Here is a 21,325-nt window from a genome sequence, read left to right as displayed (position 1 = left end):
GGCAGCGTAATGGGGGGATTCTTTATTATTTTTCTTTTTATTATGTATTCTTTTTATTTTTGTTAGCGCTCCAGCGCTTATATTATTTGATTTATATTTTTATAAACAATCTTTTTCCAATGGAAAGGGTTTTAAAAAAGAGATGTTATTTATATCGATAATTAATAATGATTTAAAAAAAAGATATATCGACAATATCAAATATCGAATATCATTATCATTATCGATATAAAATATCAAATATCACTTGTTAAATAAGCTAGTTTTTAACAGGTAAATTGAGAGACGAAAACTGTTATAAAACTGTTAGTAAAGTGTTATAAAACTGTTAGTAAAATGTTATAAAACTGTTAGTAAAGTGTTATAAAATTGTTAGTTAAATAATTTGTTTTGTTTTAGATATATATTTATACATAGGATGGAGTTTTTTAACTCTATAACCTCGTTTATCTTTGGTAATAAAGAATTTAATGTGTTTTAAATCTTCTAAGCGATAATAAATAATATTTAAACCTTTTTTATAATTGCTTTTTAAAGGTTTATCATATTTATCTTTTTTATGATTATCTAATTTAAATAATTTTAAAGTATCTAATTTATTGATATTGATTTTGCTCATTAATTCTTTTATTTGGTTTTTGGTTTCATTTTTATAATTGATTTGGAAAATATTAAATTGATGTTTAAGGGTATTATTTTGAGTTTTAAGAGGGGTTGAAGGGTTAAGTAATAATTTTGTATTGTCATCTACTTTTATGGCTTTAATTATGTCTATTTTGTATTTTTTAATTTCTTCTAAGATTTTTGGATCTATAAATAAAGTTTGATTTTTAGGGCGATAATTAGCTTCTTGGTAGGTATTTTTCTTTTTGGAATGATTAATAATGGTGAGGTTAATTAAATCTTCTTTTAAAGTTTTCAAAAAGTGTTTGATTTGTTCTAAATCAGTGGGAGTATTTTGTTTATTAATTTCACCTCCGATTCTAATTTCTTGATTGGTATTGTTTTGCATTATTTTATTTCTCCTTTTTTTAAATTAATTAATAAATTATTCGTTAATTACTTCTACTTTATCTTTGCCAAAGTAATATATAGCTAAATCTACTATTTGTTTCTTTTTGGCCGCTTCGTAAGAAATATATGGGTCTAAGAAACATTTTTGATAAGCTTGGATTCCATATTGTTTAAATAAATCATCGACATCTTTACAAGTTTGATTATAAGGTGGTAAAATGTGTCTAATTTCATAGATAATATTTTCTTTTTTTAATTGTTCACCTAATAATTCACTACGTTTTTTTCCTGTTTCGTCATTGTCTAAGGCAATAATGATTTTAATATTTTCTTTTTTAAGAATGTCTATTTGTGTTTGAGAAAATAATTGTGTGACACAAATTAATCCCACAACGTTTTTAATTCCATTTTGCCAACAACTAATGACATCAAAAAAGCCTTCATGAACAATCATAATTTTAGTTTGTTTAATGCAAGGGAATGCTTCAAAGAAACGATAACTAAAATGAAAAGTGGGGGTTTGGCTGAAATTATTAAGAGATTGATATTTGGGTTGAAAATAGCTAGTATCGCAAAAATGGTTTTGATAAAAGTGAAATGTTTTAGCATATCCATTTTCAATCGGGATAATGATAGAACCATGAAAAGTATCATGATAATATTTTTTTCCTTTGAAATTAGTTTTTTCTTTGATAAAACCATATTCTACTAATTTATCAATATTAACATTTTTCTTTTTTAAGAAATTGATTAATCTAAAAGATAATGGTTTATTTGATAATGGAGCATAACCTAATTTAAATTCTTTAATTGTTTCTAAATTTAATTGGCGCTTTTGTGTTAAATAATCTAATCCTATTTTCCTTTCATCATTTTGATTGGATGTTAACAAATAATTATAATAATCTCTTATTTGATTAAATAAGGGAGATATTTCTTTGAATAATTGTGTTTTTTTGATATTAATTTCTGTTTCATCTATTGGGTTATGGGGTTTGGGAGGATGATATTGTAATTTGAAAGGGTTGGAGGATATTGAGGTGTTAGTTTTTTCTTTATTTGTTAAGATTTCAAATTTTTGAGAATGCATAAAATTTAAAATCTTTTTGACTGCATCGTTAAAGTTTGTGATTCCACGAATTTCTTTATAAACATCAATAATGTCAAAATCGCGACAACATTTCCAACAGTGAATGTTATTGTTATCATTTATATGACAAGTTGTTGGATTTAGACCTTGATGGATGGGACAAGGAAAACGATATTTGCTGTTGAAGTTTGATGGGAGGATGTTTAATTTTTTTAATAAAACTATCATGGGGAAATTAGTTTTGATGTAGTTAATTTTTTCTTGATTATTCATTTTTTTACTCCTTAAAAATCTTCTATTTGGTAAGGTAAAACATAACCTACTTCTTGAAAAGTTTGAGTTGTCATTTTAAAATGATAGACTAAAGTTTTTTTAGTTCCGCTGCGATTTTTTTTAATATTTACTTCAATTATTTTTTGATTATCATTGTCATCAGCTTCTAAATATAGTTGATTTAAGGTTGAAGTATAGATATTTAGGGGTTTGGTGGTATTTTTTTTAATATTTGGGTTAAATTCAGACATAATTAATACTATGTCGGAATTGGTTTCAATTCCGCCAGAGCCTTTTAGTGCGGTGATTTCTGGGGATTTTCCGTTATAATTAGAATAAGTATCTCTTGAAAATTGAGATAAAATGATAATGACAATTTTTAATTCGATGGCGATTTCTTTAATTTTGGTCATGATTTCATCAATGGCTAAACGGTCATTATCCATTTTATTACTCGCTTTTGTGATTTGAAGGTGATCAATGACTACAATTTCTATTTTGGATTCTAAATGAAGACGATACAATAAATCAACAATATAATTAATATTTTTTTCTTGGTCATAACTAAAAGATAAGTTGATATTAGTAAAAAATTGTTTTGCTTGTATCATCTTTTTCGTATAGTGTTGTTGTGTGATATTATCAAAATTTTTATCTAAAATAACATCTAAAGGAATTTGAGTTTGATTAGATAATAAACGATTTAGGTTTTCTTCTGAAGTCATTTCAAAAGAAAAAACCAACATATAAGGATAATGTTGGTTTTCTTGGTATTTAGTTTTGGCTAAATCTAAAAGAAGATTATAGATAAAAGATGTTTTACCTAAACCAGTATAGCCTCCAATGGTGATGATTTGACCTTTTTTGAACCCTTTAGTGGCTTGGTTTAATCCTTTGAAAGTGTCTGATAAACGATAATATTCTTCTTGGATTTTTTGTTTGGAAATGTTGTCGGTTTCAAAGACTTCGGGATAAAGTTTTGTCATTTGGTTCAAGGTTAATAAAGTTTTATCTTTTTTGTTTGGGATAAGATTAATAAAATTTCTTAATTTATCAAAGATTTCTTGGTAGTATAAATGCTTATGATAAAGATCTTGATTATCAAAAGAAGGGTTGATTGTTTTTATTAATTGTTGAAATAAAGTTTCTTGGGTATAAGTATGTTTTAAATTTTCTAAAAGATGTTCATTATGGATATTATTATTGTTTAAAAACATCAAAGATTCATTATTAAAATTTTCTTGAGGATAATGAGTTTGAAGATAAGTTAGTAATTCTTTAATAATTGTCTCTTTGGTTTTGATTTTATCCCAAGGATGAGTTGATTTTTTTTCTAAATATAAATATTTTAAAGCGTTATATATTTTTTGGTGATTGGATTTGGTTAAATATTTAGGGTTGATTATTTGACAATAAAGTTTTAATTTGTTCCACTCCCCTTTTTCGATGTAATTAATAATTTGAATTAAGGCTTGGTGTTCGTTAGTTAACATTTTTATTTAACTCCTTCTTTTTAATTAAATTAATATTGGGAAAAGTGATGAATTCATTCATTAGTAAGGTTTTTAAGAAGAGATTAGCATTATCAGAAAATAAATTAATTACTTTATTAATTGACTGTACTTTACCGTTTTTAATTTTATTATTGAGTTTTTGAGTTTCAACTTCATCGTTTGTTAATAAATAATATTCAAAACGAGTGTCTAGTTTTTTTAGTTGTTGTGCTTCAATGATGGCTTGTTTGTATCGTTCACGAAGGCAAGTTTTGAAATTGAAGGCGATAATGCGTTTGGTTTGTGTGAATAAAACCAAGTCGAATTTGATGTCGGGGATGAAAAATAAATATGATTTAGGATATAAACATTTAATTCCTTTATGGTTTAAATAAAGCAAAATCAGGTATTCGTTAATTTTTCCGCGAATTGATTTTTGGGATTGGGAACAAAAGTTGTTGGTTTCGAAATAATGATTTAATTGAATGTGATTACTTTTCATATATTTATCAATAGTAAGATTCAAAGTTGCTTTGTTGAAAATAAGCTTTATGATTTGAACTGATTTTGAGTTGGTATTTAATTGGTTGATATTAATAAATTCTTGGTTAGTTAACATTTTTAAATTCCTTTCTAAATAAAAAAGACCCTTTTTGAGGGTCTTTGGTTTGTTTTAATAGATTTTTTTAGTACGCCAAGTAATAATTCCATCTTTATGAATTGTTTTGATTTTGCCGTTGCGAAAATAGATATATAAATTACCGTTTTGACATTTTTTCTTTATGATTTTTTTCATTTTATATCTCTTATTAATTTCATAATTTTAGTAACATTTGATTGAAGGGAATCAATACCATTTAGAATTAATTGTTTATTGTTTTGATAATGAGTTAAATAATGATAATAACCTTTATGGACAGTTTGGTGATAAGTTAAGGATTTTTGTTCGATAATATCTAATTGATGGTTTTTTTGGGTTTGTTTTCTTTCTTTACCAATAAGAGGATTAATATCTAGATAAATTAATAAATGAGGTTTAATAAATAATTTTTTATGAGTGATATCAAAAATTTCTTTTAAATCGAAACAAGATTTTGTTTGTTTAAGATAAGGAAATAATTGGTAGGCATATGTTGATGGTAACCAACGGTCTAAGATTATGAGTTGATTTTGTTTTAAATGAGGATAGATGAGTTCTTTTTGGATTTGAGCCATATTAGTGATGCTAAGATAAAAACGAGTAATGTAATCAACTTGGTTATAATTTAAAAATAAATTTCTTATTTCTGTTCCAATAGAACTACTTCCTAAACCTTGATAAATTTTATTATTTATTTTTTGTTTTTTTAGTTTTTGTTGTAATTCTTGAATTAAAGTTGTTTTGCCGCTACCATCTAGTCCTTCAAAAACTATAAGTTTCATTTTTTTCTCCTTTAATTGGGTTTTAGATAATAAAAAAAGACTCTACAAGAGAGTCTTTTAAATTGTTATTTAAAGCTTAATTCAATTCTTTTGGGTGGGGGAGTGGTGTTATAAAAATTATAAAAAATATTAGAATTACCAACACAATTATGACCATTAACAATCCAATCATCAGAGAAAAAACCTGGGACATATTGATACCAACATGTATTTCCGTTTTCATCATAAATAATTCTCGATGTTTTTCCAAATTTATTTCTTATTTCTTGAGCTGAATAAGAACATCCATATTGAATGTAACATTGCTTTAACCAATTTATATAAGCATTACGATATTGTTCGGCGAGTTTAATTTGGAGTGTATCATTACAAACTACAAAATAAATACAATCATCAGTTTCTAAACATTGGAATATTTTTTTAATTTGAAAAGGAATATCTATTTTTTTATAAGAAGGAGAAGTTATTTCAATATCCCAATTTCGCTTTTCTGTTTCTTCTTTATATTCACTTTCTTTTATTAAAGGAGGGAAAGTATAAAGGTTGTTTTCTCTTTTCCAATCTCGGATAGTTTGATAAGGGTCTAAAGAGTCAGGGAGTTCAATAATTTTTTTTCTTTTTTGAACATTAAGGAAGAAAAGATAGATGTTTTTGGCACCATTTGAGAGTTTTGTTAAGTCTTCGATAGTATATGATTGAGATTTAATAATATCTTCTTTTATTTGATTGATGCTTTCATTAATTTCATTAATGCTTTCTTGATAGACAGTTTTGAAATGTGTATCTTCACATGAATTTTGTTTTATTATAACTTCTTGTAGAAATTCTTGTTTCCATTCTAATCGGTTTCTTAGAGATTGTATATTTCGATTTTCAGATAATAACCTTATGCCGTCATCAAAATAAATGGCATCAATTTCAAATTCAAATAAAAATTTTCCAAAAGGTAAAGGCAATACTAATCCAGTATGAGGTGTTGCGTTATAACAACCTAGTTTAATTAGTTTTGGTTCTTTAATGATGTTGTTTTTGATTAAATAATTATTAATTGCTTCTTCTTTGTTTTGGTCAGCAAACATTTCAATTATTATTAATTCTATATTTACATTTTCTTCTTGAGGTTTTTGTTTTGTATCCCAAAAGACAAAGGCTTCTTTGATGGCTATTCCGTAATCAAGGAGTTCTTCTAAGGTGAATTCATCATCTTCATCAGGATATTTGATATTAAAAGGGTTATGTCTTGGTTTGAAATAAGCCCCAATTAAACCTGAAGGAGGGTTTTTGAGTTTAGCGTCGAAGAAAGTGTAATCATAAGGATTGTAGGAGGGAGTTTAAATATCATAAAGATAAGCTTTGATATTAAAATATTTTAAGATATCAGGGATGCTTTCTTTGGATAAAACAGGAATGTCATATCTTTTCATTTTGGGTTGAGTGGCTAACCATTCTTGTTGAAGGGTTTGGTAGTCAGATAGTTTTATTTTTGATTTAGATTGATGATGAAAATAAGGATGAGCGGAGATAGAAGGACAACAAATTAAAAATAATAATAAATAAATAATGATGAAATATTTAGATAAAGGGAATTTTGATTGATTTTGACATAATTGGTTACCTCCTTTTTTTGGTTTATTTTTGGTTTTCATCGATTTTATCCTCTGCTTTATTACTTGTTTTATCTAATTCAGCAATGTTTTTATCTAATTTATCGAAGTTTTCGAACATGGTAGCAAATCGATTATTTAATTGTTTTCTAACTTCATCTAATGTTTTTTCTAATTGGTCCAAACTTTAATGTAATTCACTAAAACTACTTGAACTCCTTTGTTTTTTTATTTAATAAAGATATTCATTTCTTATTAATATTAATAGAAATAAAAAAAGACTCTTATTTAAAGAGTCTAATTATTTTATAATTATGGTTCCAAAAAGACCTTTTCAAGGGTCTTATAAATCAAAATAAGATAATTTTTATGTTGATAATATTTTAGTTATCTTCATCATTTAAATTTTTTAAAAGGTTTTTATAAGTTTTTAATTGTTCTTTTTGATTATCAATTAATCTTTTGTGATTTTCTTTTAATTTTAAGAGATTTGTTTTGTCATCATCAGTGATACTTCCTTGTAATGCTTTATCTATGTTTGTTATTTTGGTTGCATTATAATAAATTTTTTGTTTTAAATTAATTATGTTTTCTTCAATGGTGAAGTTCTGATGAGCAGGTTGATTACTACTAGTTCCTGGAAGGTTTGGATCCATTGCCATAACTGGATTAATAGTGATTAAGATAAACAATCCTAAACAACTCATTAAAAAAAATGGTAAAAGATGTAATTTATTTTTTATTAACATTATATATTACTCCTTATTTTTATTTATTCCTCGGCCGAGGTAATGTCATAGATTTCTTTTAATCCAGAAATAATTAAATCTTTATATTGTAATTCAGCATTTTTATATCGTTTTTCTAAATCTTGTTTGGATTCTTTAGAATCCTTTAACCTACTTTTGTATAATTTTTGGTCACTTTCTAATATGCCAATTTGAACGTTGATTTTGCCGATTTCACCAACTATTTTTATTACTTCATTTTGGAGTTTTTCAATTTGTGCTCTTAATCTAATTTTATCATCAGGAGAAGCTAATTTTTCTTCTTCTTGTTTTTGTTTAATTTCTTTTTCTTTGGCATCTTTATCTTTTTCTAACTGAGTTAGCTTGCCTTTTAAGATAGTGATGTTACCTGTTGTGTTTTTTAATTGTTCTTTTATTTCTTTAATTTTTGTTTCATTTTGTTCTAACAATTCATGGATTTGTTCTTTTTGTTTTTGGGAGGATTCTTGGGCATTGTAGAGTTCTTTTAATTCATCTTCACATTTTTTTAATTCACTTTCCCAATTAGTTTTTAATCCTTTGTAATTATTTATTGTATTTTCGTATTTATCGATGGCTTTGTCGATTTTATTGACTAATTGCCCTGCATATTTAGATGATGGTTCTGTTTTATGAAAGAAACATAAATAAATGAAACTTAAAATACCAATTATAATTAAAAAATAAGTTAAATAGCCTTTCCATGATGTTGTTGATTGTTGAGTGGGTGAAAGTTTTCTTTTAAAGAAAACAAATAGACTAAAGATGGTAGTGGCTATTAAAAACCAGGTGAAATAAGATTTAAATGATAAAAATCCTTTGATTAAGTCAAATGGTGTTAACATATATTATTCATCTCCTTTTTGGTTTTTTTCTATTTGGTCTAATATATTTATATTAGGGGAAATTATCATTTTATATGCTTGTTTTAAATCTTCTTTGTTGATTTCATTTCTTCTAGTTTCACCTTGACCTCTGTTTTTCGCAAAGATTGTTACTGTTGTTTTTAAGAGGTTTTCCAAAGTACGATTGGCTTGTTTGAATTGATGGTTTGGCGGTAATATTTCTAAAGCTTCGTTAATGACTTCATATAAGTATTGTTTGGCTTCTTCACTATAAGGGTTTTTACGTTTGTTGATTAAAAATTCTAGGAATTGTTTTCTTTCTTCTTTGTTGCCTGGTTTGACTTCGATATTGTAAGTGAATCTTGATTTGATGGCATCATCGATTTGGTTAATGTGGTTTGTAGCTCCAATGATGAAAATAGGTTTTTCAGGGTTGTTTTTAAAAGATGTCAATTCAGTTTTGAATTGATTCACAACATTGGCAATTTCTGAATCAGTTTCTAAAGTGCTTAAATCAGTAAAGATAGTTTCGCATTCATCTAAAAAGATGATTGCGCCATTGTTTTGGGCTGCTTCTTCGCGAGCTGTCATAAATAAATCTTTGACTAATTGAGGGGCGATACCTTTGTATTTTTGTGAGAATAAAGAGCTGCTTACTTCAAAGAAGGGTAAATTAGTTTCTTTGGCTAAGGATCTTGCGAGAGTGGTTTTTCCTGTTCCAGGGGCTCCATACATTAAAATACCTAGAGGAGATTCGATTTCTCCAATATTTTTGTAGTTTTCTTTGTTGTTGAGATAATCAATAAATCCATCTAATGCTTGTTTTTCTTCTTTGAAACCGATTAGTTGGTTGAATCCTGGGAATTTATTGTTGTTAGAAGGTTTAAATAATAATTCTTCTTGGTTATCGTTCGGGATTATTGTTTTTTCTTGTAATTCTGATGAAGAAAAAGTTTGAATTTTTTCTGGTGATGAATTATTTTTAGTTATTTGGTCTTCTAAATATTTTTTAGTTTCTTGGTTAGTTTTGTTTTGGGTTTCTAATCTTTTATGATGATTTAGGATTTGGGTTTGATTTTCGATTAAAGCTTGATGGTGGATCCAAACTTGAATTCCTAAAAATAAAATGATAGATGTTATAATGATTATTATTAAATTAGTTGGATTTAAATTTTTATTTTGATTTTTTTTAATATTCATTTTCATATTAATACCTTTCTGAAAAATAAAAAAAGACTAATACAAATTTTGTTTAGTCTTTTAATATTTTATTTTGCTAATTGAGCAATTTTGTTTTCGATAGTTTGATTTCCGCCTTCGAAAGATTTACCTTGGGAATCGACTAATTCGTAATCACAAATTAATTCTAATTGAGGGTTTTTGGAATTGATGATTTCTTTTTGTTCGATGCTAATTTGAATTTTAATAATTCCAATACCTTTGTCGTTTAATATCATTTGGGGACGTTTTGTGTCGTCATAATCATTGTTATTAACTTTGAGGCTTATGTTTAAATATTTTTCTGGGTTGTTAAAGGATTGGTTAGTGTTATATTGGGTTGATAATTTTAAATATAAGGGTATTGAAATATCTATTCCATTTGAGTTAAGGATTGCTTCGTGTTCGATAGTAATTAAGTGATTGTATTTTTTTTGGCTTAAGTTAGGAATTGAAATCGGCAAAAGTATTTGATTTTCGTTGTTGCCACCCGTTCGTTCAACAGTGAAAATAGGAAAATCATTTATTAAATTTATTTTTTCTTTTCTTTGTTTGTTAAAGTAATCGTTTAAAGCATAAATTGAGATAATTGAGAAAAATAGAACAATTACAAATGTTATGATAATTAATATTTTATTTTTATTTTGTGTTTTCATTATTTGTTTCCTCCTGAAAAAATTGTTTTAATTAAATCAATAAAATTATTGATTCCTGTTGTTAACCAAGGGATTTGGTTTTGGTAATAAATAACGTTGACATGTAAAATAAAATATAAAATGATAGTTAAATAAGTAATTATTTTTAATAAATTTAGTTTATTGATATTAGGAGTTGGGGGTGAAATGTGATGATTGAGTTTTTTTGTTTCTGGGATTGATATTTTTTGATTTGGGTTTTGGGTTTTGGTTAATTTTTTATTTGGTTTTTTAGTGATAATTATTTTTTTTGACATGTTTTTTCTCCTTTGTATTAATTATTTATTTCTTTGTTACTTTCTAAATTGTTTTTTTCTTAATAATTATTTTTGGTTTTTTTGGATTTTCATTTTTAGTTTCCTTTCTTTTTTTTATATTTTAAATTTACTTAATTTTTTTAAATAAGTTGTCTGTTGTAATTCTTGTTTATTGAGTTTTAATAATTCTAAATACTTTTTGCCGTCTGCAATCATTTGGTTAATAAAATTATTATCTTGATAAACCCTAACAACATGATAATTAGTGTCATTAAAATAAACAAAGAAATAAGCGAATTTAGATTGAGAACAATATAATTGACATTGAACTTGCGCCCAGTAATTAGAAGGGATTTTTTTATGTGAAAAGAAACCATTCCAAGTAGAGGAGATGTTGTTATTTTCATCTACATAAGGACATTTAATTTCTAATAAAGTGTTGGTTTGTTCGTTATAACCGTCAAGACTTGCAGAAAACATATCTAAAGTATCATCAGTAAAGATGGTATCAGGGAATTTTAGATTAGTTATTTTTTCAAAAAAAGTTCTCGCTAGGGGTTCGGTTTTGTTGCCGTGTTCGGTGAATTTATTGCTTGTAAATGTTGTTCCAAATATTTTGTCATGTATTAATTGTTCTAAACTTCTAAATTTGTCATTTCCTGTAATACTTCCTATTTCAGAGGCATTGATATATTTTTTGCGATGATTATACCACTCAGAAGTTCGTTGGTTTAAATTATTAATTTTCATTTAATTATTTTCACTTTCTAAATTATTTTTTTCTTTTGAATTGTTATTTGGGTTTGGAATAATTGAAGATGATTTATTGGGTTTGTTATCTTTTTTAGTTTCATCTGTTTTATTAATTTCTGGTAATGGAAAAAAATTAAAAAAGATTTTTTTGATAATAAACATTAAAGCAGTTGCGAATAGGGCGCCAACGATAAATCCAATGGCGAAATTAAGTTCATTCATTTTCATTTTCCTTTCCGTGAGGTTTGTTGTTGTTTTTTAATTTTAGTATTTTTTTTCTTGCTTTTTTCTCTTGCCAATGAGCAACTTTTACTTTTTGCACTTCTAATTGGGATTGGAGTTTTTCTTGGTTTTCATTTATTTTATCTAGTTTTTTTAATAACTGTTTTTCTAAATATTCTTGTTTGGCGTTTTGGATTTCTAAATTTTGGAGTTTTTTGTTGGGGAAAAAGAGGCCTAAAATCAAATCTTTGACGAAAATCAAAATATTTGCAATTAATTTAAAAATAGGTTTGAAACCAGAGACAATAAGAATAGTGAAAATCGTTGTTTGGATTCCGTCTATTCTTCGTTCAAGGATTTCGGTAGTGCTAAATCCTTTAGAGTAATTTAAGATAAAATTGCTAATTGTTGCAAATAATGAAAAAATAAACATAATTTATTCTCCTTATTTTAATTTAAGGTTTTTGACTTCATCTTTAATAGTTTTAGAAAGTTTAAAATTTACCACAGTTTTTGTAGGGATTTTGAGTTTTTTACCTGTTTGGGGGTTTCTTCCCACGCGGGCTTTTCTTGATTTTAAGATGAATTTGCCAATTGAAGGTGATAATACCACTTCTTCGTTGGATGTGATTGCTTTGATTAAAGCATTTTCGAACGAGTTGTAAAAATCTTGGGTTTGAGTAACCGAAGTTTTATGCATTACTGCGATAGTTTTGATTAATTCTTTTTTTGTCATTTTAGTGACTCCTTTTTAATTTTGGGTTGGGGGGTTATTATCTAAAAAGATAACATTGTTTAAAATAACTTTAGTATTGGTTTTGTTTTGGTTTTCGTTATTAGTGTATTTTTGAATAGATAATGTTCCTTCTATATATATTTTTGAACCTTTGTGTAAATATTTACTCATGTTTTCTGCTTGATTACGAAAGGCAACACAGTGGATGAATTGAACTTTATCTTTATTGTTGATAGCTAAGTTGAAATCAATTTTTGTGATTTGTTCATTATTAATATGAATGTATTGTGATTCTAGGGCGTTAGTGATGCGGCCGATTAATTGAACTTTATTTAACATTTTTTTATTTCTCCATTGGTTTTTTAGGTTTTAATTTTAGAATAGCTATTTTTTTGATGTTGATTATTGTTTGAAGTTTTAAATTTATTTTTAGCGCGATCTCTTGGTTGGTATGAGGTCGTTGATAAGTTTCGTTGATGTTGTCTAAAGTGATACCAAAACTTAAACAAATAATATTAAATCCTGTTTTACTTAATTTCTTTTTTAGTTTTTTTAACAAACATTCGTGATTTGTTTGTTTTAACCATAATTGATGAGGATTGGGGTTGCTGATTTTATAAGGTTGATATTTTTCTTCTTGAAAACTAATATTGTTTGGTTTAGTAGATTTTTGTGGGATTGAAGGAGAATAACTTTTTCTTATTAGTTCATTGATTTCAGATTTAATTGTTGGTTTTGCATAGGCGATAAAGTCATAACCTAAATCTTGGTAATTACTTAGGGCTTTCGTTAATCCTAAAACTCCTTCTTGATATAAATCTTGTTTTTGGAGCAATTTAGGATAATATTTAAATTTACCAACAATTTTATTTATTAATGGCAAATGAAGATCAATTAATTGATCTCTTATTTCTAAATTCTTTTTATTTTTTAAAAAATCTTTAAATAATTTTTTTCTTAACATTTAATCCCTTTCTAAAAACGTTTTTAGAAAAGATATGAAAATTAATTTTATTCTTAGAGAATAAAAAAAGACTAACTTAATAGTTAGCCTTAAATAAATTTTAAAAAACAAAAAGTGTCTAAAGTTTTGGAATACCTCAGCATGTCCCGCAAAGCCACTCCACGTGATAACGCAGTAATTGAAAATCTGTTCGGCCAAATGAAAAGTATTTTATATCATCGTCATCCTTTTTTATTTCAAAAAACAATTCCAAAAATCACAAAAATAATTAATCAATTTCCTTCTTTTTGGAATCATAAATGGCTTTTAACTAAATTAAATAATTTATCCCCTTTACAATATTTTCAAACTCTTAGATAAATTATTAGTTAAATTTACATAAATAATATAACCTTATAAAAAAGGTTACTTTTCTGCACCCTTTTTTTAAGAAAAATGTTAAAATTATATAAAAGATTATTTTCTTTTTATTTTGTAGACACCTTTTTAACTTTTTTTACCTAACTATATATATGGAAGGGTAAAATATTGAAAAAAATATCTTTTGAAACTAGCAAATTATTAAAAAACTTTAGACACTTTTTAATTTAATTAAAAACAACTTTGTTAGTTTGAAAAGATATGAAATTATCTACTTAATTTTAAGTTTTAAAGAACAATTTTAAAATCAAAATATATCCAAAAAAACGGAACAGCGCAAAATATGTAATTTTTCTAAATGTTCTTTTTTTGTTATAATTGTTTAACAATTTTTAAATTAATTTTAGCATTAGTCCATTTATATTCAAAAAGAGTAATTTTGTTGAAAATTTTAGTTCAAACGATATTTATCTCATAATTCAGTCTTAAAAAATTTTAAAACAAAGTATCTAAAATTTTTAAAATACTGCGACTCATATATTTAAAATGATAATTATTTTTTTAACAAAGTATATAATTTTAATAATAAAAAAAATAAAAAAATTATTTTTTTAAAATAAAATAGAAAAAACCATAAAAGAATAAAATAAAAATACTTAAAAAAATTAAATATTTATCTTTAGGATCTCGATAAGTATAAATTTCGTTCCAAGCGTTAGCTATTTCTTTTTTAATCTCTTTATTGTATTTATATATTTTGTCGTTTTCGTCAATTTTACATAAATCATCATCATTTTCTCCTGAATAAGGAGAATTATAATCTAAAAACTTAATATTTTTTTCGTTATTTTCTTTTTTTAATAAAAAATTAATAAATTTGTAAGAACCTTCTTTGTTACTTTCTTTTGGGAAAACTATTCCGTCAAACCAAATATTGGTTCCAGTTTTCTTTTGTTCTTCTTTTTTAAAATGATAATATTTTAAATTTTTATTTTCTCTTGTTAAATATCTTGCGTCTCCTGAATAAGAAACAACAATATCATAATGTTCTTTGCCAGGTATTTTCATTCTATCCAATAATGAATCGGTCACAAAATATAAATTAGGGTTATTTTTTTTAAGGTCTAATAAATATTCTTTAGATTTTTGAATATCATCTTTCGAATTAACGCTAATATCTCCTTCTGTCATTTTTAATCCTACAAACATAACTTCGAAGGGATTATTGTATAAAGCTACTTTATGTTCAGGATTTTCTAATATTTTTTTTAATTGTTGTAATGATTTAATTTCTCCTAATTTATTTTCATTATACAAAAAACCCAATTTACCCCATAAATAAGGAATATTGTATTCCCATATATCCGATTGTTCTGTTTCATCTTTTTTTTGTTTTATGTTTTTAAAATTAGAGGTGAACTTTAGATCATTTGTTTTTCCGTTATCCTCTTTTAAATCATTATTTAATCTTTGAATATCAATTTTTTCTAAATCATTACTTTTTAATTGTTCAATAGCGTATTCACTTAAAATAGCTATATCATATTTATTACCAGATTTAATTTTATTAATAGCCAATTCATTAGAAGACAAAAATATTTGTTTTAAAACAAATCGACCTGAATATTCTTTGTTAAATTCTTGTATAAGTTCTGGTTTAATATATTCACTCCAATTAAGTAATGTAATGGTGGTAGGTTTATTTTTATCATTTTTTATTTTTTTTGCTATTAATATCAAAGTAATAGAACAAAAACACAAAATTAAAATAATAAAAAAAAATATTTTTTTAGTCATTTTCAGTTATAATCTTTTTTTTAATTTAATAAATTCAAATATTATTTTTATAAAAATAATTGAAATCAAAACAGATGATAAAGCATTAATAGTAGGATTGATATTCCCTTTTAAACTATAAATATAAGCGGATATATTTTGATAATCGGACCCACCAGTAAAATAAGAAATAATATAATCATCAAAAGATAATGAAAAAGCGATACCGGCGCCAGCTAATATAGCGCTTTTTAATTGTGGTAAAATAATTTTAAAAAAGGTTTTCGAAGGGGTAGCTCCTAAATCATAAGAAGCTTCTATTAAATCTTTTTTTAAAAAACAACATTTAGTATAAATGCAAACCAAAACGAAAGGAGTACTAAAAGAAATATGAGCTAATAACATTCTCCAAAAACCACTACTTAAATGAATAAAACTGAATAAAACGAACAAAGCCAAAGCGTTTATAATATCAGGGATAATAATAGAAATTTGATTAGTATCTAAAATAAATTGACGCCACTTTTTTTTATAACTCATTAAAGAAATAGAAGCCAAAGTTCCTAAAATAGTGGAAATAATAGTTGATAAAAAAGCGATTTGAAAAGTAACAAAGATAGATGATTTAATAGCTTCATCTGTAAAAATTTTATAATACCACTTTAAACCGAATTTATGAAAGTGAATTAAAGAAGAAATACGCCCTTCTGTTTCGTTAAAAGAAAAAACAATTAAAGAAATTATAGGCAAATAAATAAATATAATTATCAAAAATAAATAAAAAATAGATATTTTTTTAATATTTATTTTAAACATATCATTTATCTTTTTTTATAATCCTTTTCTAAATTTTTTTAATTGTTTTTTTACAGAAAAATAAAATACAAAAAATTAAAAAACTTAAATTGATGGCGATAGCAGAAGCACTTTTTATATCACCATTTAAAAAAGTTTGATTTTCTATCAATTCACCAATTACTGTAGTGTTAGTTGGTCCTAAATATTTCGGTACCGCTAAATTAGTAACAATTTGTAAAGAAATTAAAATCACACCCGTGGCTAAACCTGGAATAGATAAAGGGAAAATAATTTTAGTAAAAATTTGCTTATTGTTCGCTCCTAAATCTTGGGCAGATTCTATCCAAAGAGAATCAATTTTAGAAATAATTAAAAAAATAGATAAAAAAATATAAGGAAGAAAAACATAAACAAAACCAATAATCATTGCCGAATTAGTTTCTAATATTCTAATACCGAAAAAATCATCTATCAAAGTAAAAATTTGTATTAAGGATTGAATTTTTAAAATCATATTAATCCACATAGTTCCATTTATTAACAAAACTAAAATAGATTGAATGGCATAATTACATTTATAAACTATATAAGCTAAAGGATAAGCTATCAGAATTAAAAAAAAAGTAGATACGATAGTTATTGCAATAGAGCGCAATAAAATATAAACAAAATAATTAATAGTATAAAAGTTATAATAATATTCTAAAGTGAAAGAAACTTTAAAAATATGTTCAGGATTAGGTTTTTGAATAGAATCAATAAAAACAACTAAAATAGGTATTATAATTAATGAAATAAGAATACCAAAATAAGGTATAATTAAATATTTATAAAAATTACTTTTTTTATTAGAATTCAGAGCAAAATACAATTTAGATCACCATATTTCCATCACATGTATATCTTCGCGATTAAAACTAATACCTACTTTAGTTTTTTTATTAACAAAATCAGTAGTATGAATAATATATTCACGATATTTAGTTTTCACAATCACTTCCCAATGAACACCTTTAAATAAAATATATTCAACAACTCCTTCAAACAAACATTTATCTAAAGAAGTTATATCAATATCTTCTGGGCGAATTACAATATCTACTTTTTGATTCGACTTAAAACCTGAGTCAACACATTCTAATTCTTTGTCATCAAAACAAACTAAAAAATCTTTTTTCATATAACCAGAAATTAAATTAGATTCACCTATAAATTGAGCTATAAATTTATTTTCTGGTTCGTTATAAATATCTTCAGGAGTTCCAATTTGTTGAATTTGACCTTTATTGATAACAACTATTTTGTCGCTTATACTCAAAGCTTCTTCTTGATCATGAGTTACAAAAATAAAAGTAATTCCTGAAAGTCTTTGAATTTTTTTTAATTCGAATTGCATTTCTTTTCTTAATTTCAAATCTAAAGCTGCTAAAGGTTCGTCTAATAACAAAACTTTAGGTTCGTTGATTAAAGCTCTGCTTATAGCCACTCTTTGTTGTTCGCCGCCTGATAATTTATCGATACTTCTTTTTTCTAAACCTTCTAACCCTACTAACTTTAAATAATATAATACTTTTTTTCTAATAAAATCTTCTTTTTGTTTAGGAGATAGCATGTTTTTTTGCAAAATTAATAATTTTTGAGCGTATTTTTGTTTTATTTGGTTTTTTTCTTTTTGAAAATCTTTTTGGATTTTTTTTAAAACAGGATTAGTAATTATAAAAAGAGATTTAAAAGATTGGAAAAAAGATTTTTTTTCTGACTTTTTAAAAGAATTAATTTTATTTATTTTTTCTATATATTCTTCTGTAACTTTTTTTAATTCTTTTTCTCTCTCTTCTATTAATTTCTTTTTTTCTTTATTATCTTTTTTATTTAAATCTTTGATTCTTAAACTGAAAGCGATATTTTCATAAACATTTAAATGAGGAAATAAGGCATATTTTTGAAAAACTGTATTAATTAATCTTTTATGTGGCGGAACATTTGTAATATTTTGGTTATTAAAAAAAATATCACCCTTACTTAAATCTTCAAAACCACCAATAATTCTTAAAATTGTAGTTTTACCACATCCAGAAGGTCCTAATAAAGTTACAAATTCATTTTCTTTAATTTCTAAATCAATATCATTTAAAATTATTCGATTATCTATAACTTTGGAAATGTTTTTTAATTTTATTAAGGTTGTCATATTAAGACCTTTCTAAAAAAATAGATTAATTATTTTTATTTATCACCACTAGATAAAATCGCTAAAAAGGCTTTTTGTGGCAACATTACTTTACCTAAAGATTTCATTTTCTTTTTACCTTTTTTTTGTTTTTCTAATAATTTCTTTTTACGAGTTACATCGCCGCCATAACATTTATCAATAACATTTTTTCTCATAGCTTTAATAGTTTCTCTGGTGATAATCTTTTTTCCTAAAGCCGCTTGTATAACTATTTCAAACATTTGTCTAGGAATAAGTTCTTTTAATTTTTGACAAATCGCTTTACCTCTGTAATAAGCAAAACTTTCATGACAAATAAATGACAAAGCCTCTACTATTTCTGAATTTAATAAGATATCTACTTTTTTTAATTTACTTTCGTAATACTGGTCCATTTGATAATCAAAAGATGCATAACCTTTAGTAGAAGATTTCAATTTATCAAAATAATTATAAATTATTTCAGACAAAGGTAATAAATAATATAATACCACTTTATTATGAGATAAATATTGGATATCTTGTAATTGTCCTCTTTTATTTTGAGAAATTTCCATAACTGCGCCGATATAAGTTTCAGGACAAGTAATATAAGCTTTAATATAAGGCTCTTCTATACGTTCTATTAATTGATTAGTAGGCCAATTAGACAAGTTATCAATAATAATTTTTTTATTATTCGGTTGATAAATATGAAATATTACAGAAGGAGCAGTGATGATAATTTCAATATCAAACTCTCTCATAATTCTTTCTTGTGTAATTTCCATATGTAAAAGTCCTAAAAAACCAATTCTAAAACCTATACCTAAAACTTTAGAACTCTCTTTTTCGTAAACCAAAGAAGAATCATTTAATTTTAATTTTTGTAAAGCTTCTTTTAAATGATTATATTTTTTTAAATCTGCAGGGTAAAGACCACAAAAAACAACAGGATTAACTTGACGATAACCTGGCAAAGCGGCAACTTGATGATCACGACTTAAAGTAATAGTATCGCCTACTCTTACATCATCAATATTTTTGATAAAAGCGTATAAATAACCTACATCTCCAACTGCTAAAAAATCTTTTTTAACAGGTTTAGGGGTGAATATCCCTACTTCCATAACTTCGTATGTAGCTTGGCTGGAAATAAAACGAATTTTATCTCCTTTTTTAATCATTCCATTAAAAATTCTAATATAAGGCATAACCCCTTTATAAGAATCAAAAACAGAATCAAAAATTAAAGCTTGTAAAGGTTTATTGACGTCACCTTTAGGAGGTTTGATATTTTTAACAATACTTTTTAAAATTTCTGGAACGCCTAATCCTGTTTTTCCACTTGCGATAATTATATTTTCTAAGTCTAAATTAAGTTTATCTTGAATATCTTTTTTAGTTTTTTCGATATCTGCGGCAGGCAAATCTACTTTATTTAAAATAGGAATTATTTTTAAATTATTTTCCACAGCTAAATTAACATTAGCTAAAGTTTGTGCTTGAATTCCTTGTGTTGCGTCTACTATCAAAAGAGCCCCTTCACAAGCAGCTAAAGAACGAGAAACTTCGTAATTAAAATCAATATGTCCAGGAGTGTCAATTAAATTCATAATATATTCTTCATTATCATGTTTATAATGAATAGAAACAGTATTTAATTTAATCGTAATACCTTTTTCTCTTTCTAAATCCATTGAATCCAAAATCTGATTTTTCATTTCTCTTTTAGTAATGGTATTTGTCATTTCTAAAATTCTATCTGCTAAAGTGGATTTTCCATGATCTATATGTGCGATAATAGAAAAATTACGAATTTTTTTCTTTCTTTGATTTATTTCTTCTAATTTCATACTCAAACCTTTTTTTTAATTTAAAAATAATTATTTAAATATATAACTAGCCATAATATAGAAAATTATCTCTTTTTTTTCTTTTTTTTAATTTCTTCTACAAAAGAAACATAATTTTTATAACGAATAGGAGAAATTAATCCTTTTTGATAAACATCTTTGACTTTGCAATTGTCTTCGTTAATATGTAAACAACTATTTTTAAAAAAACATTCTTCAGAAAAAATTAAAAAATCATCATATAAATTTTTAATCTCTTCTACTTCTAAATTTAATAAATTTAATTTCGAAAATCCTGGTGTATCAGCGATATATCCTTCATGAAAAAAAAATAATTTAGAATTTTTAGTAGTATGTTTTCCTCTATTTAAATGCTTAGAAATTTCTTGAGTTTTTAAATTAAGAGAAGTAAAAGCATTAATTAAACTAGATTTTCCTACGCCTGTTTGACCAGCTAAAATAGTGATTTCATTAATTAAAAGGGGGTATAAATTTGTTAATCCTATTCTTTTTTTATTATCGATATAATGAATAGAAAAAAATTTTGTATAATAAGATATTTTTTGTTGAAATAAAGCTAATTCATTTAAATTTATTAAATCTATTTTAGTAAAAATTAAAATAATTTTTAATTTATTTTTTTTCAAAATTAATAAAAATTTATCTAATAATTTAAATGTAAATTTAGGTTCTTTTAAAGAAAACACTAAAAAAACTTGAGTAATATTACTAATATTAGGTCTATCTAAAGAATTAGCTCGTGGTAAAATACTATCAATTAAAAATTTATCATTTTTGGATTCATACAAAACTAGATCTCCAATTTTAATTTTAGAATAATTTAATGTTTGATCTGTTTGATTATGCGAATCATGATTTTTAATTTTCCCTTTGAGTTGAGCTTGAATTTTGTTTTTCTTTTCTAAATCCACAACAACATATTCTTTTATTAAAAATTCAATTACAATACCTTTACGCAATGACTATTTTC

Annotated in this window: 24 protein-coding genes and 2 pseudogenes; 1 reads left to right on the top strand and 25 read right to left on the bottom strand. The window is 24.9% G+C overall.

Annotation, left to right across the window (positions count from 1 at the left end; genetic code table 11):
• Nucleotides 1-376: 376 nt before the first annotated feature.
• From LFWB_RS03790 to LFWB_RS03705, 19 genes and pseudogenes are all read right to left on the bottom strand, one after another.
• Nucleotides 377-1,012 (bottom strand): hypothetical protein, encoded by a 636-nt coding sequence (locus LFWB_RS03790; protein WP_210954527.1) that lies wholly within the window; start codon nt 1,010-1,012, stop codon nt 377-379.
• A 36-nt stretch (nt 1,013-1,048) separates the two neighbouring features.
• Entirely contained in the window at nt 1,049-2,377 is a 1,329-nt protein-coding gene (locus LFWB_RS03785; RefSeq protein WP_210954509.1) for a toprim domain-containing protein, read from the bottom strand.
• 11 nt (nt 2,378-2,388) lie between these two features.
• Nucleotides 2,389-3,870 carry a replicative DNA helicase gene (locus LFWB_RS03780; RefSeq protein WP_210954508.1) on the bottom strand — a complete coding sequence of 494 codons (1,482 nt, stop codon included), beginning with the start codon at nt 3,868-3,870 and terminating at the stop codon, nt 2,389-2,391.
• Complete coding sequence (locus LFWB_RS03775) at nt 3,860-4,489, bottom strand: hypothetical protein (RefSeq protein WP_210954507.1); 630 nt, start codon at nt 4,487-4,489, stop codon at nt 3,860-3,862. The genes LFWB_RS03780 and LFWB_RS03775 overlap by 11 nt, the downstream gene beginning before the upstream one ends.
• Before the next feature lie 173 nt (nt 4,490-4,662).
• A pseudogene (gene tmk, locus LFWB_RS03770) lies at nt 4,663-5,310 on the bottom strand (dTMP kinase); the annotation flags it as partial.
• 47 nt (nt 5,311-5,357) lie between these two features.
• Nucleotides 5,358-6,371, bottom strand: coding sequence for a hypothetical protein (locus LFWB_RS03765; RefSeq protein WP_320412077.1), 1,014 nt, complete (start codon nt 6,369-6,371; stop codon nt 5,358-5,360).
• 252 nt (nt 6,372-6,623) lie between these two features.
• Nucleotides 6,624-6,938: a hypothetical protein gene (locus tag LFWB_RS03965; protein ID WP_320412076.1), complete on the bottom strand. Its 315-nt coding sequence runs from the start codon at nt 6,936-6,938 to the stop codon at nt 6,624-6,626.
• Nucleotides 6,922-7,080: a hypothetical protein gene (locus LFWB_RS03760; RefSeq protein WP_210954505.1), complete on the bottom strand. Its 159-nt coding sequence runs from the start codon at nt 7,078-7,080 to the stop codon at nt 6,922-6,924. The genes LFWB_RS03965 and LFWB_RS03760 overlap by 17 nt, the downstream gene beginning before the upstream one ends.
• A 199-nt stretch (nt 7,081-7,279) precedes the next feature.
• Nucleotides 7,280-7,645 (bottom strand): SVM family protein, encoded by a 366-nt coding sequence (locus LFWB_RS03755; protein WP_210954504.1) that lies wholly within the window; start codon nt 7,643-7,645, stop codon nt 7,280-7,282.
• Nucleotides 7,646-7,668: 23 nt separating this feature from the next.
• Nucleotides 7,669-8,508, bottom strand: a complete 840-nt coding sequence (locus tag LFWB_RS03750) for a DNA double-strand break repair rad50 ATPase (protein ID WP_210954503.1) — start codon at nt 8,506-8,508, stop codon at nt 7,669-7,671.
• A gap of 3 nt (nt 8,509-8,511) precedes the next feature.
• Nucleotides 8,512-9,708, bottom strand: a complete 1,197-nt coding sequence (locus tag LFWB_RS03745; protein WP_210954913.1) for an AAA family ATPase — start codon at nt 9,706-9,708, stop codon at nt 8,512-8,514.
• 68 nt (nt 9,709-9,776) lie between these two features.
• Nucleotides 9,777-10,382, bottom strand: a complete 606-nt coding sequence (locus LFWB_RS03740) for a hypothetical protein (RefSeq protein ID WP_210954488.1) — start codon at nt 10,380-10,382, stop codon at nt 9,777-9,779.
• Complete coding sequence (locus tag LFWB_RS03735) at nt 10,382-10,678, bottom strand: hypothetical protein (protein ID WP_210954487.1); 297 nt, start codon at nt 10,676-10,678, stop codon at nt 10,382-10,384. Before LFWB_RS03735 ends, LFWB_RS03740 begins: the two co-directional genes overlap by 1 nt.
• Before the next feature lie 114 nt (nt 10,679-10,792).
• Entirely contained in the window at nt 10,793-11,428 is a 636-nt protein-coding gene (locus LFWB_RS03730; protein ID WP_210954501.1) for a YqaJ viral recombinase family nuclease, read from the bottom strand.
• On the bottom strand, nt 11,429-11,653 hold the full coding sequence (locus tag LFWB_RS03725) for a hypothetical protein (protein ID WP_210954908.1): 225 nt from the start codon (nt 11,651-11,653) through the stop codon (nt 11,429-11,431).
• The gene (locus LFWB_RS03720) at nt 11,646-12,086 is read right to left on the bottom strand and encodes a hypothetical protein (protein WP_210954485.1); all 441 of its coding nucleotides are present in this window, start codon (nt 12,084-12,086) and stop codon (nt 11,646-11,648) included. The genes LFWB_RS03725 and LFWB_RS03720 overlap by 8 nt, the downstream gene beginning before the upstream one ends.
• A gap of 12 nt (nt 12,087-12,098) precedes the next feature.
• Nucleotides 12,099-12,389: an HU family DNA-binding protein gene (locus LFWB_RS03715; protein WP_210954484.1), complete on the bottom strand. Its 291-nt coding sequence runs from the start codon at nt 12,387-12,389 to the stop codon at nt 12,099-12,101.
• 15 nt (nt 12,390-12,404) lie between these two features.
• Entirely contained in the window at nt 12,405-12,728 is a 324-nt protein-coding gene (locus LFWB_RS03710) for a single-stranded DNA-binding protein (protein WP_210954483.1), read from the bottom strand.
• 4 nt (nt 12,729-12,732) lie between these two features.
• On the bottom strand, nt 12,733-13,353 hold the full coding sequence (locus LFWB_RS03705; protein ID WP_210954482.1) for a sigma-70 family RNA polymerase sigma factor: 621 nt from the start codon (nt 13,351-13,353) through the stop codon (nt 12,733-12,735).
• 135 nt (nt 13,354-13,488) lie between these two features.
• Here LFWB_RS03705 and LFWB_RS03700 point away from each other — a divergent pair.
• A pseudogene (locus tag LFWB_RS03700) lies at nt 13,489-13,713 on the top strand (IS3 family transposase); the annotation flags it as partial.
• Between the two features lie 603 nt (nt 13,714-14,316).
• Here the strand turns inward: LFWB_RS03700 and LFWB_RS03695 are convergent.
• From LFWB_RS03695 to rsgA, 6 genes are all read right to left on the bottom strand, one after another.
• On the bottom strand, nt 14,317-15,510 hold the full coding sequence (locus LFWB_RS03695) for an extracellular solute-binding protein (RefSeq protein WP_210954684.1): 1,194 nt from the start codon (nt 15,508-15,510) through the stop codon (nt 14,317-14,319).
• Between the two features lie 6 nt (nt 15,511-15,516).
• Nucleotides 15,517-16,305, bottom strand: a complete 789-nt coding sequence (locus tag LFWB_RS03690) for an ABC transporter permease (RefSeq protein ID WP_210954683.1) — start codon at nt 16,303-16,305, stop codon at nt 15,517-15,519.
• A gap of 28 nt (nt 16,306-16,333) precedes the next feature.
• Nucleotides 16,334-17,158: an ABC transporter permease gene (locus LFWB_RS03685; protein ID WP_246454219.1), complete on the bottom strand. Its 825-nt coding sequence runs from the start codon at nt 17,156-17,158 to the stop codon at nt 16,334-16,336.
• A gap of 6 nt (nt 17,159-17,164) precedes the next feature.
• A complete protein-coding gene (locus LFWB_RS03680; RefSeq protein ID WP_210954682.1) occupies nt 17,165-18,478 on the bottom strand; it encodes an ABC transporter ATP-binding protein in 1,314 nt (437 codons plus the stop codon).
• 35 nt (nt 18,479-18,513) lie between these two features.
• Nucleotides 18,514-20,334 carry a translation elongation factor 4 gene (lepA, locus tag LFWB_RS03675; RefSeq protein WP_210954681.1) on the bottom strand — a complete coding sequence of 607 codons (1,821 nt, stop codon included), beginning with the start codon at nt 20,332-20,334 and terminating at the stop codon, nt 18,514-18,516.
• Nucleotides 20,335-20,399: 65 nt separating this feature from the next.
• Nucleotides 20,400-21,314, bottom strand: a complete 915-nt coding sequence (gene rsgA, locus LFWB_RS03670; RefSeq protein WP_210954680.1) for a ribosome small subunit-dependent GTPase A — start codon at nt 21,312-21,314, stop codon at nt 20,400-20,402.
• Nucleotides 21,315-21,325 lie beyond the last annotated feature (11 nt).

Origin of the sequence: Candidatus Phytoplasma luffae, from assembly GCF_018024475.1 — a bacterium.
In the GTDB taxonomy this organism is placed as follows: Bacteria; Bacillota_I; Bacilli_A; order Acholeplasmatales; family Acholeplasmataceae; genus Phytoplasma; species Phytoplasma luffae.
This window is presented reverse-complemented; position numbering and strand designations above follow the sequence as displayed.

What these genes read in the sequence shown, in the direction of transcription:
- lepA (WP_210954681.1), bottom strand. Translation starts at nt 20,334, where the DNA reads ATGAAATTAGAAGAAATAAATCAAAGAAAGAAAAAAATTCGTAATTTT.
- LFWB_RS03705 (WP_210954482.1), bottom strand. Translation starts at nt 13,353, where the DNA reads ATGTTAAGAAAAAAATTATTTAAAGATTTTTTAAAAAATAAAAAGAAT.
- LFWB_RS03735 (WP_210954487.1), bottom strand. Translation starts at nt 10,678, where the DNA reads ATGTCAAAAAAAATAATTATCACTAAAAAACCAAATAAAAAATTAACC.
- LFWB_RS03750 (WP_210954503.1), bottom strand. Translation starts at nt 8,508, where the DNA reads ATGTTAACACCATTTGACTTAATCAAAGGATTTTTATCATTTAAATCT.
- LFWB_RS03745 (WP_210954913.1), bottom strand. Translation starts at nt 9,708, where the DNA reads ATGAATATTAAAAAAAATCAAAATAAAAATTTAAATCCAACTAATTTA.
- LFWB_RS03785 (WP_210954509.1), bottom strand. Translation starts at nt 2,377, where the DNA reads ATGAATAATCAAGAAAAAATTAACTACATCAAAACTAATTTCCCCATG.
- LFWB_RS03715 (WP_210954484.1), bottom strand. Translation starts at nt 12,389, where the DNA reads ATGACAAAAAAAGAATTAATCAAAACTATCGCAGTAATGCATAAAACT.
- LFWB_RS03695 (WP_210954684.1), bottom strand. Translation starts at nt 15,510, where the DNA reads ATGACTAAAAAAATATTTTTTTTTATTATTTTAATTTTGTGTTTTTGT.
- LFWB_RS03755 (WP_210954504.1), bottom strand. Translation starts at nt 7,645, where the DNA reads ATGTTAATAAAAAATAAATTACATCTTTTACCATTTTTTTTAATGAGT.
- LFWB_RS03790 (WP_210954527.1), bottom strand. Translation starts at nt 1,012, where the DNA reads ATGCAAAACAATACCAATCAAGAAATTAGAATCGGAGGTGAAATTAAT.
- LFWB_RS03765 (WP_320412077.1), bottom strand. Translation starts at nt 6,371, where the DNA reads ATGTTTGCTGACCAAAACAAAGAAGAAGCAATTAATAATTATTTAATC.
- LFWB_RS03730 (WP_210954501.1), bottom strand. Translation starts at nt 11,428, where the DNA reads ATGAAAATTAATAATTTAAACCAACGAACTTCTGAGTGGTATAATCAT.
- LFWB_RS03720 (WP_210954485.1), bottom strand. Translation starts at nt 12,086, where the DNA reads ATGTTTATTTTTTCATTATTTGCAACAATTAGCAATTTTATCTTAAAT.
- LFWB_RS03775 (WP_210954507.1), bottom strand. Translation starts at nt 4,489, where the DNA reads ATGTTAACTAACCAAGAATTTATTAATATCAACCAATTAAATACCAAC.
- LFWB_RS03680 (WP_210954682.1), bottom strand. Translation starts at nt 18,478, where the DNA reads ATGACAACCTTAATAAAATTAAAAAACATTTCCAAAGTTATAGATAAT.
- LFWB_RS03740 (WP_210954488.1), bottom strand. Translation starts at nt 10,382, where the DNA reads ATGAAAACACAAAATAAAAATAAAATATTAATTATCATAACATTTGTA.
- LFWB_RS03710 (WP_210954483.1), bottom strand. Translation starts at nt 12,728, where the DNA reads ATGTTAAATAAAGTTCAATTAATCGGCCGCATCACTAACGCCCTAGAA.
- LFWB_RS03780 (WP_210954508.1), bottom strand. Translation starts at nt 3,870, where the DNA reads ATGTTAACTAACGAACACCAAGCCTTAATTCAAATTATTAATTACATC.
- LFWB_RS03690 (WP_210954683.1), bottom strand. Translation starts at nt 16,305, where the DNA reads ATGTTTAAAATAAATATTAAAAAAATATCTATTTTTTATTTATTTTTG.
- LFWB_RS03965 (WP_320412076.1), bottom strand. Translation starts at nt 6,938, where the DNA reads ATGAAAACCAAAAATAAACCAAAAAAAGGAGGTAACCAATTATGTCAA.
- LFWB_RS03725 (WP_210954908.1), bottom strand. Translation starts at nt 11,653, where the DNA reads ATGAATGAACTTAATTTCGCCATTGGATTTATCGTTGGCGCCCTATTC.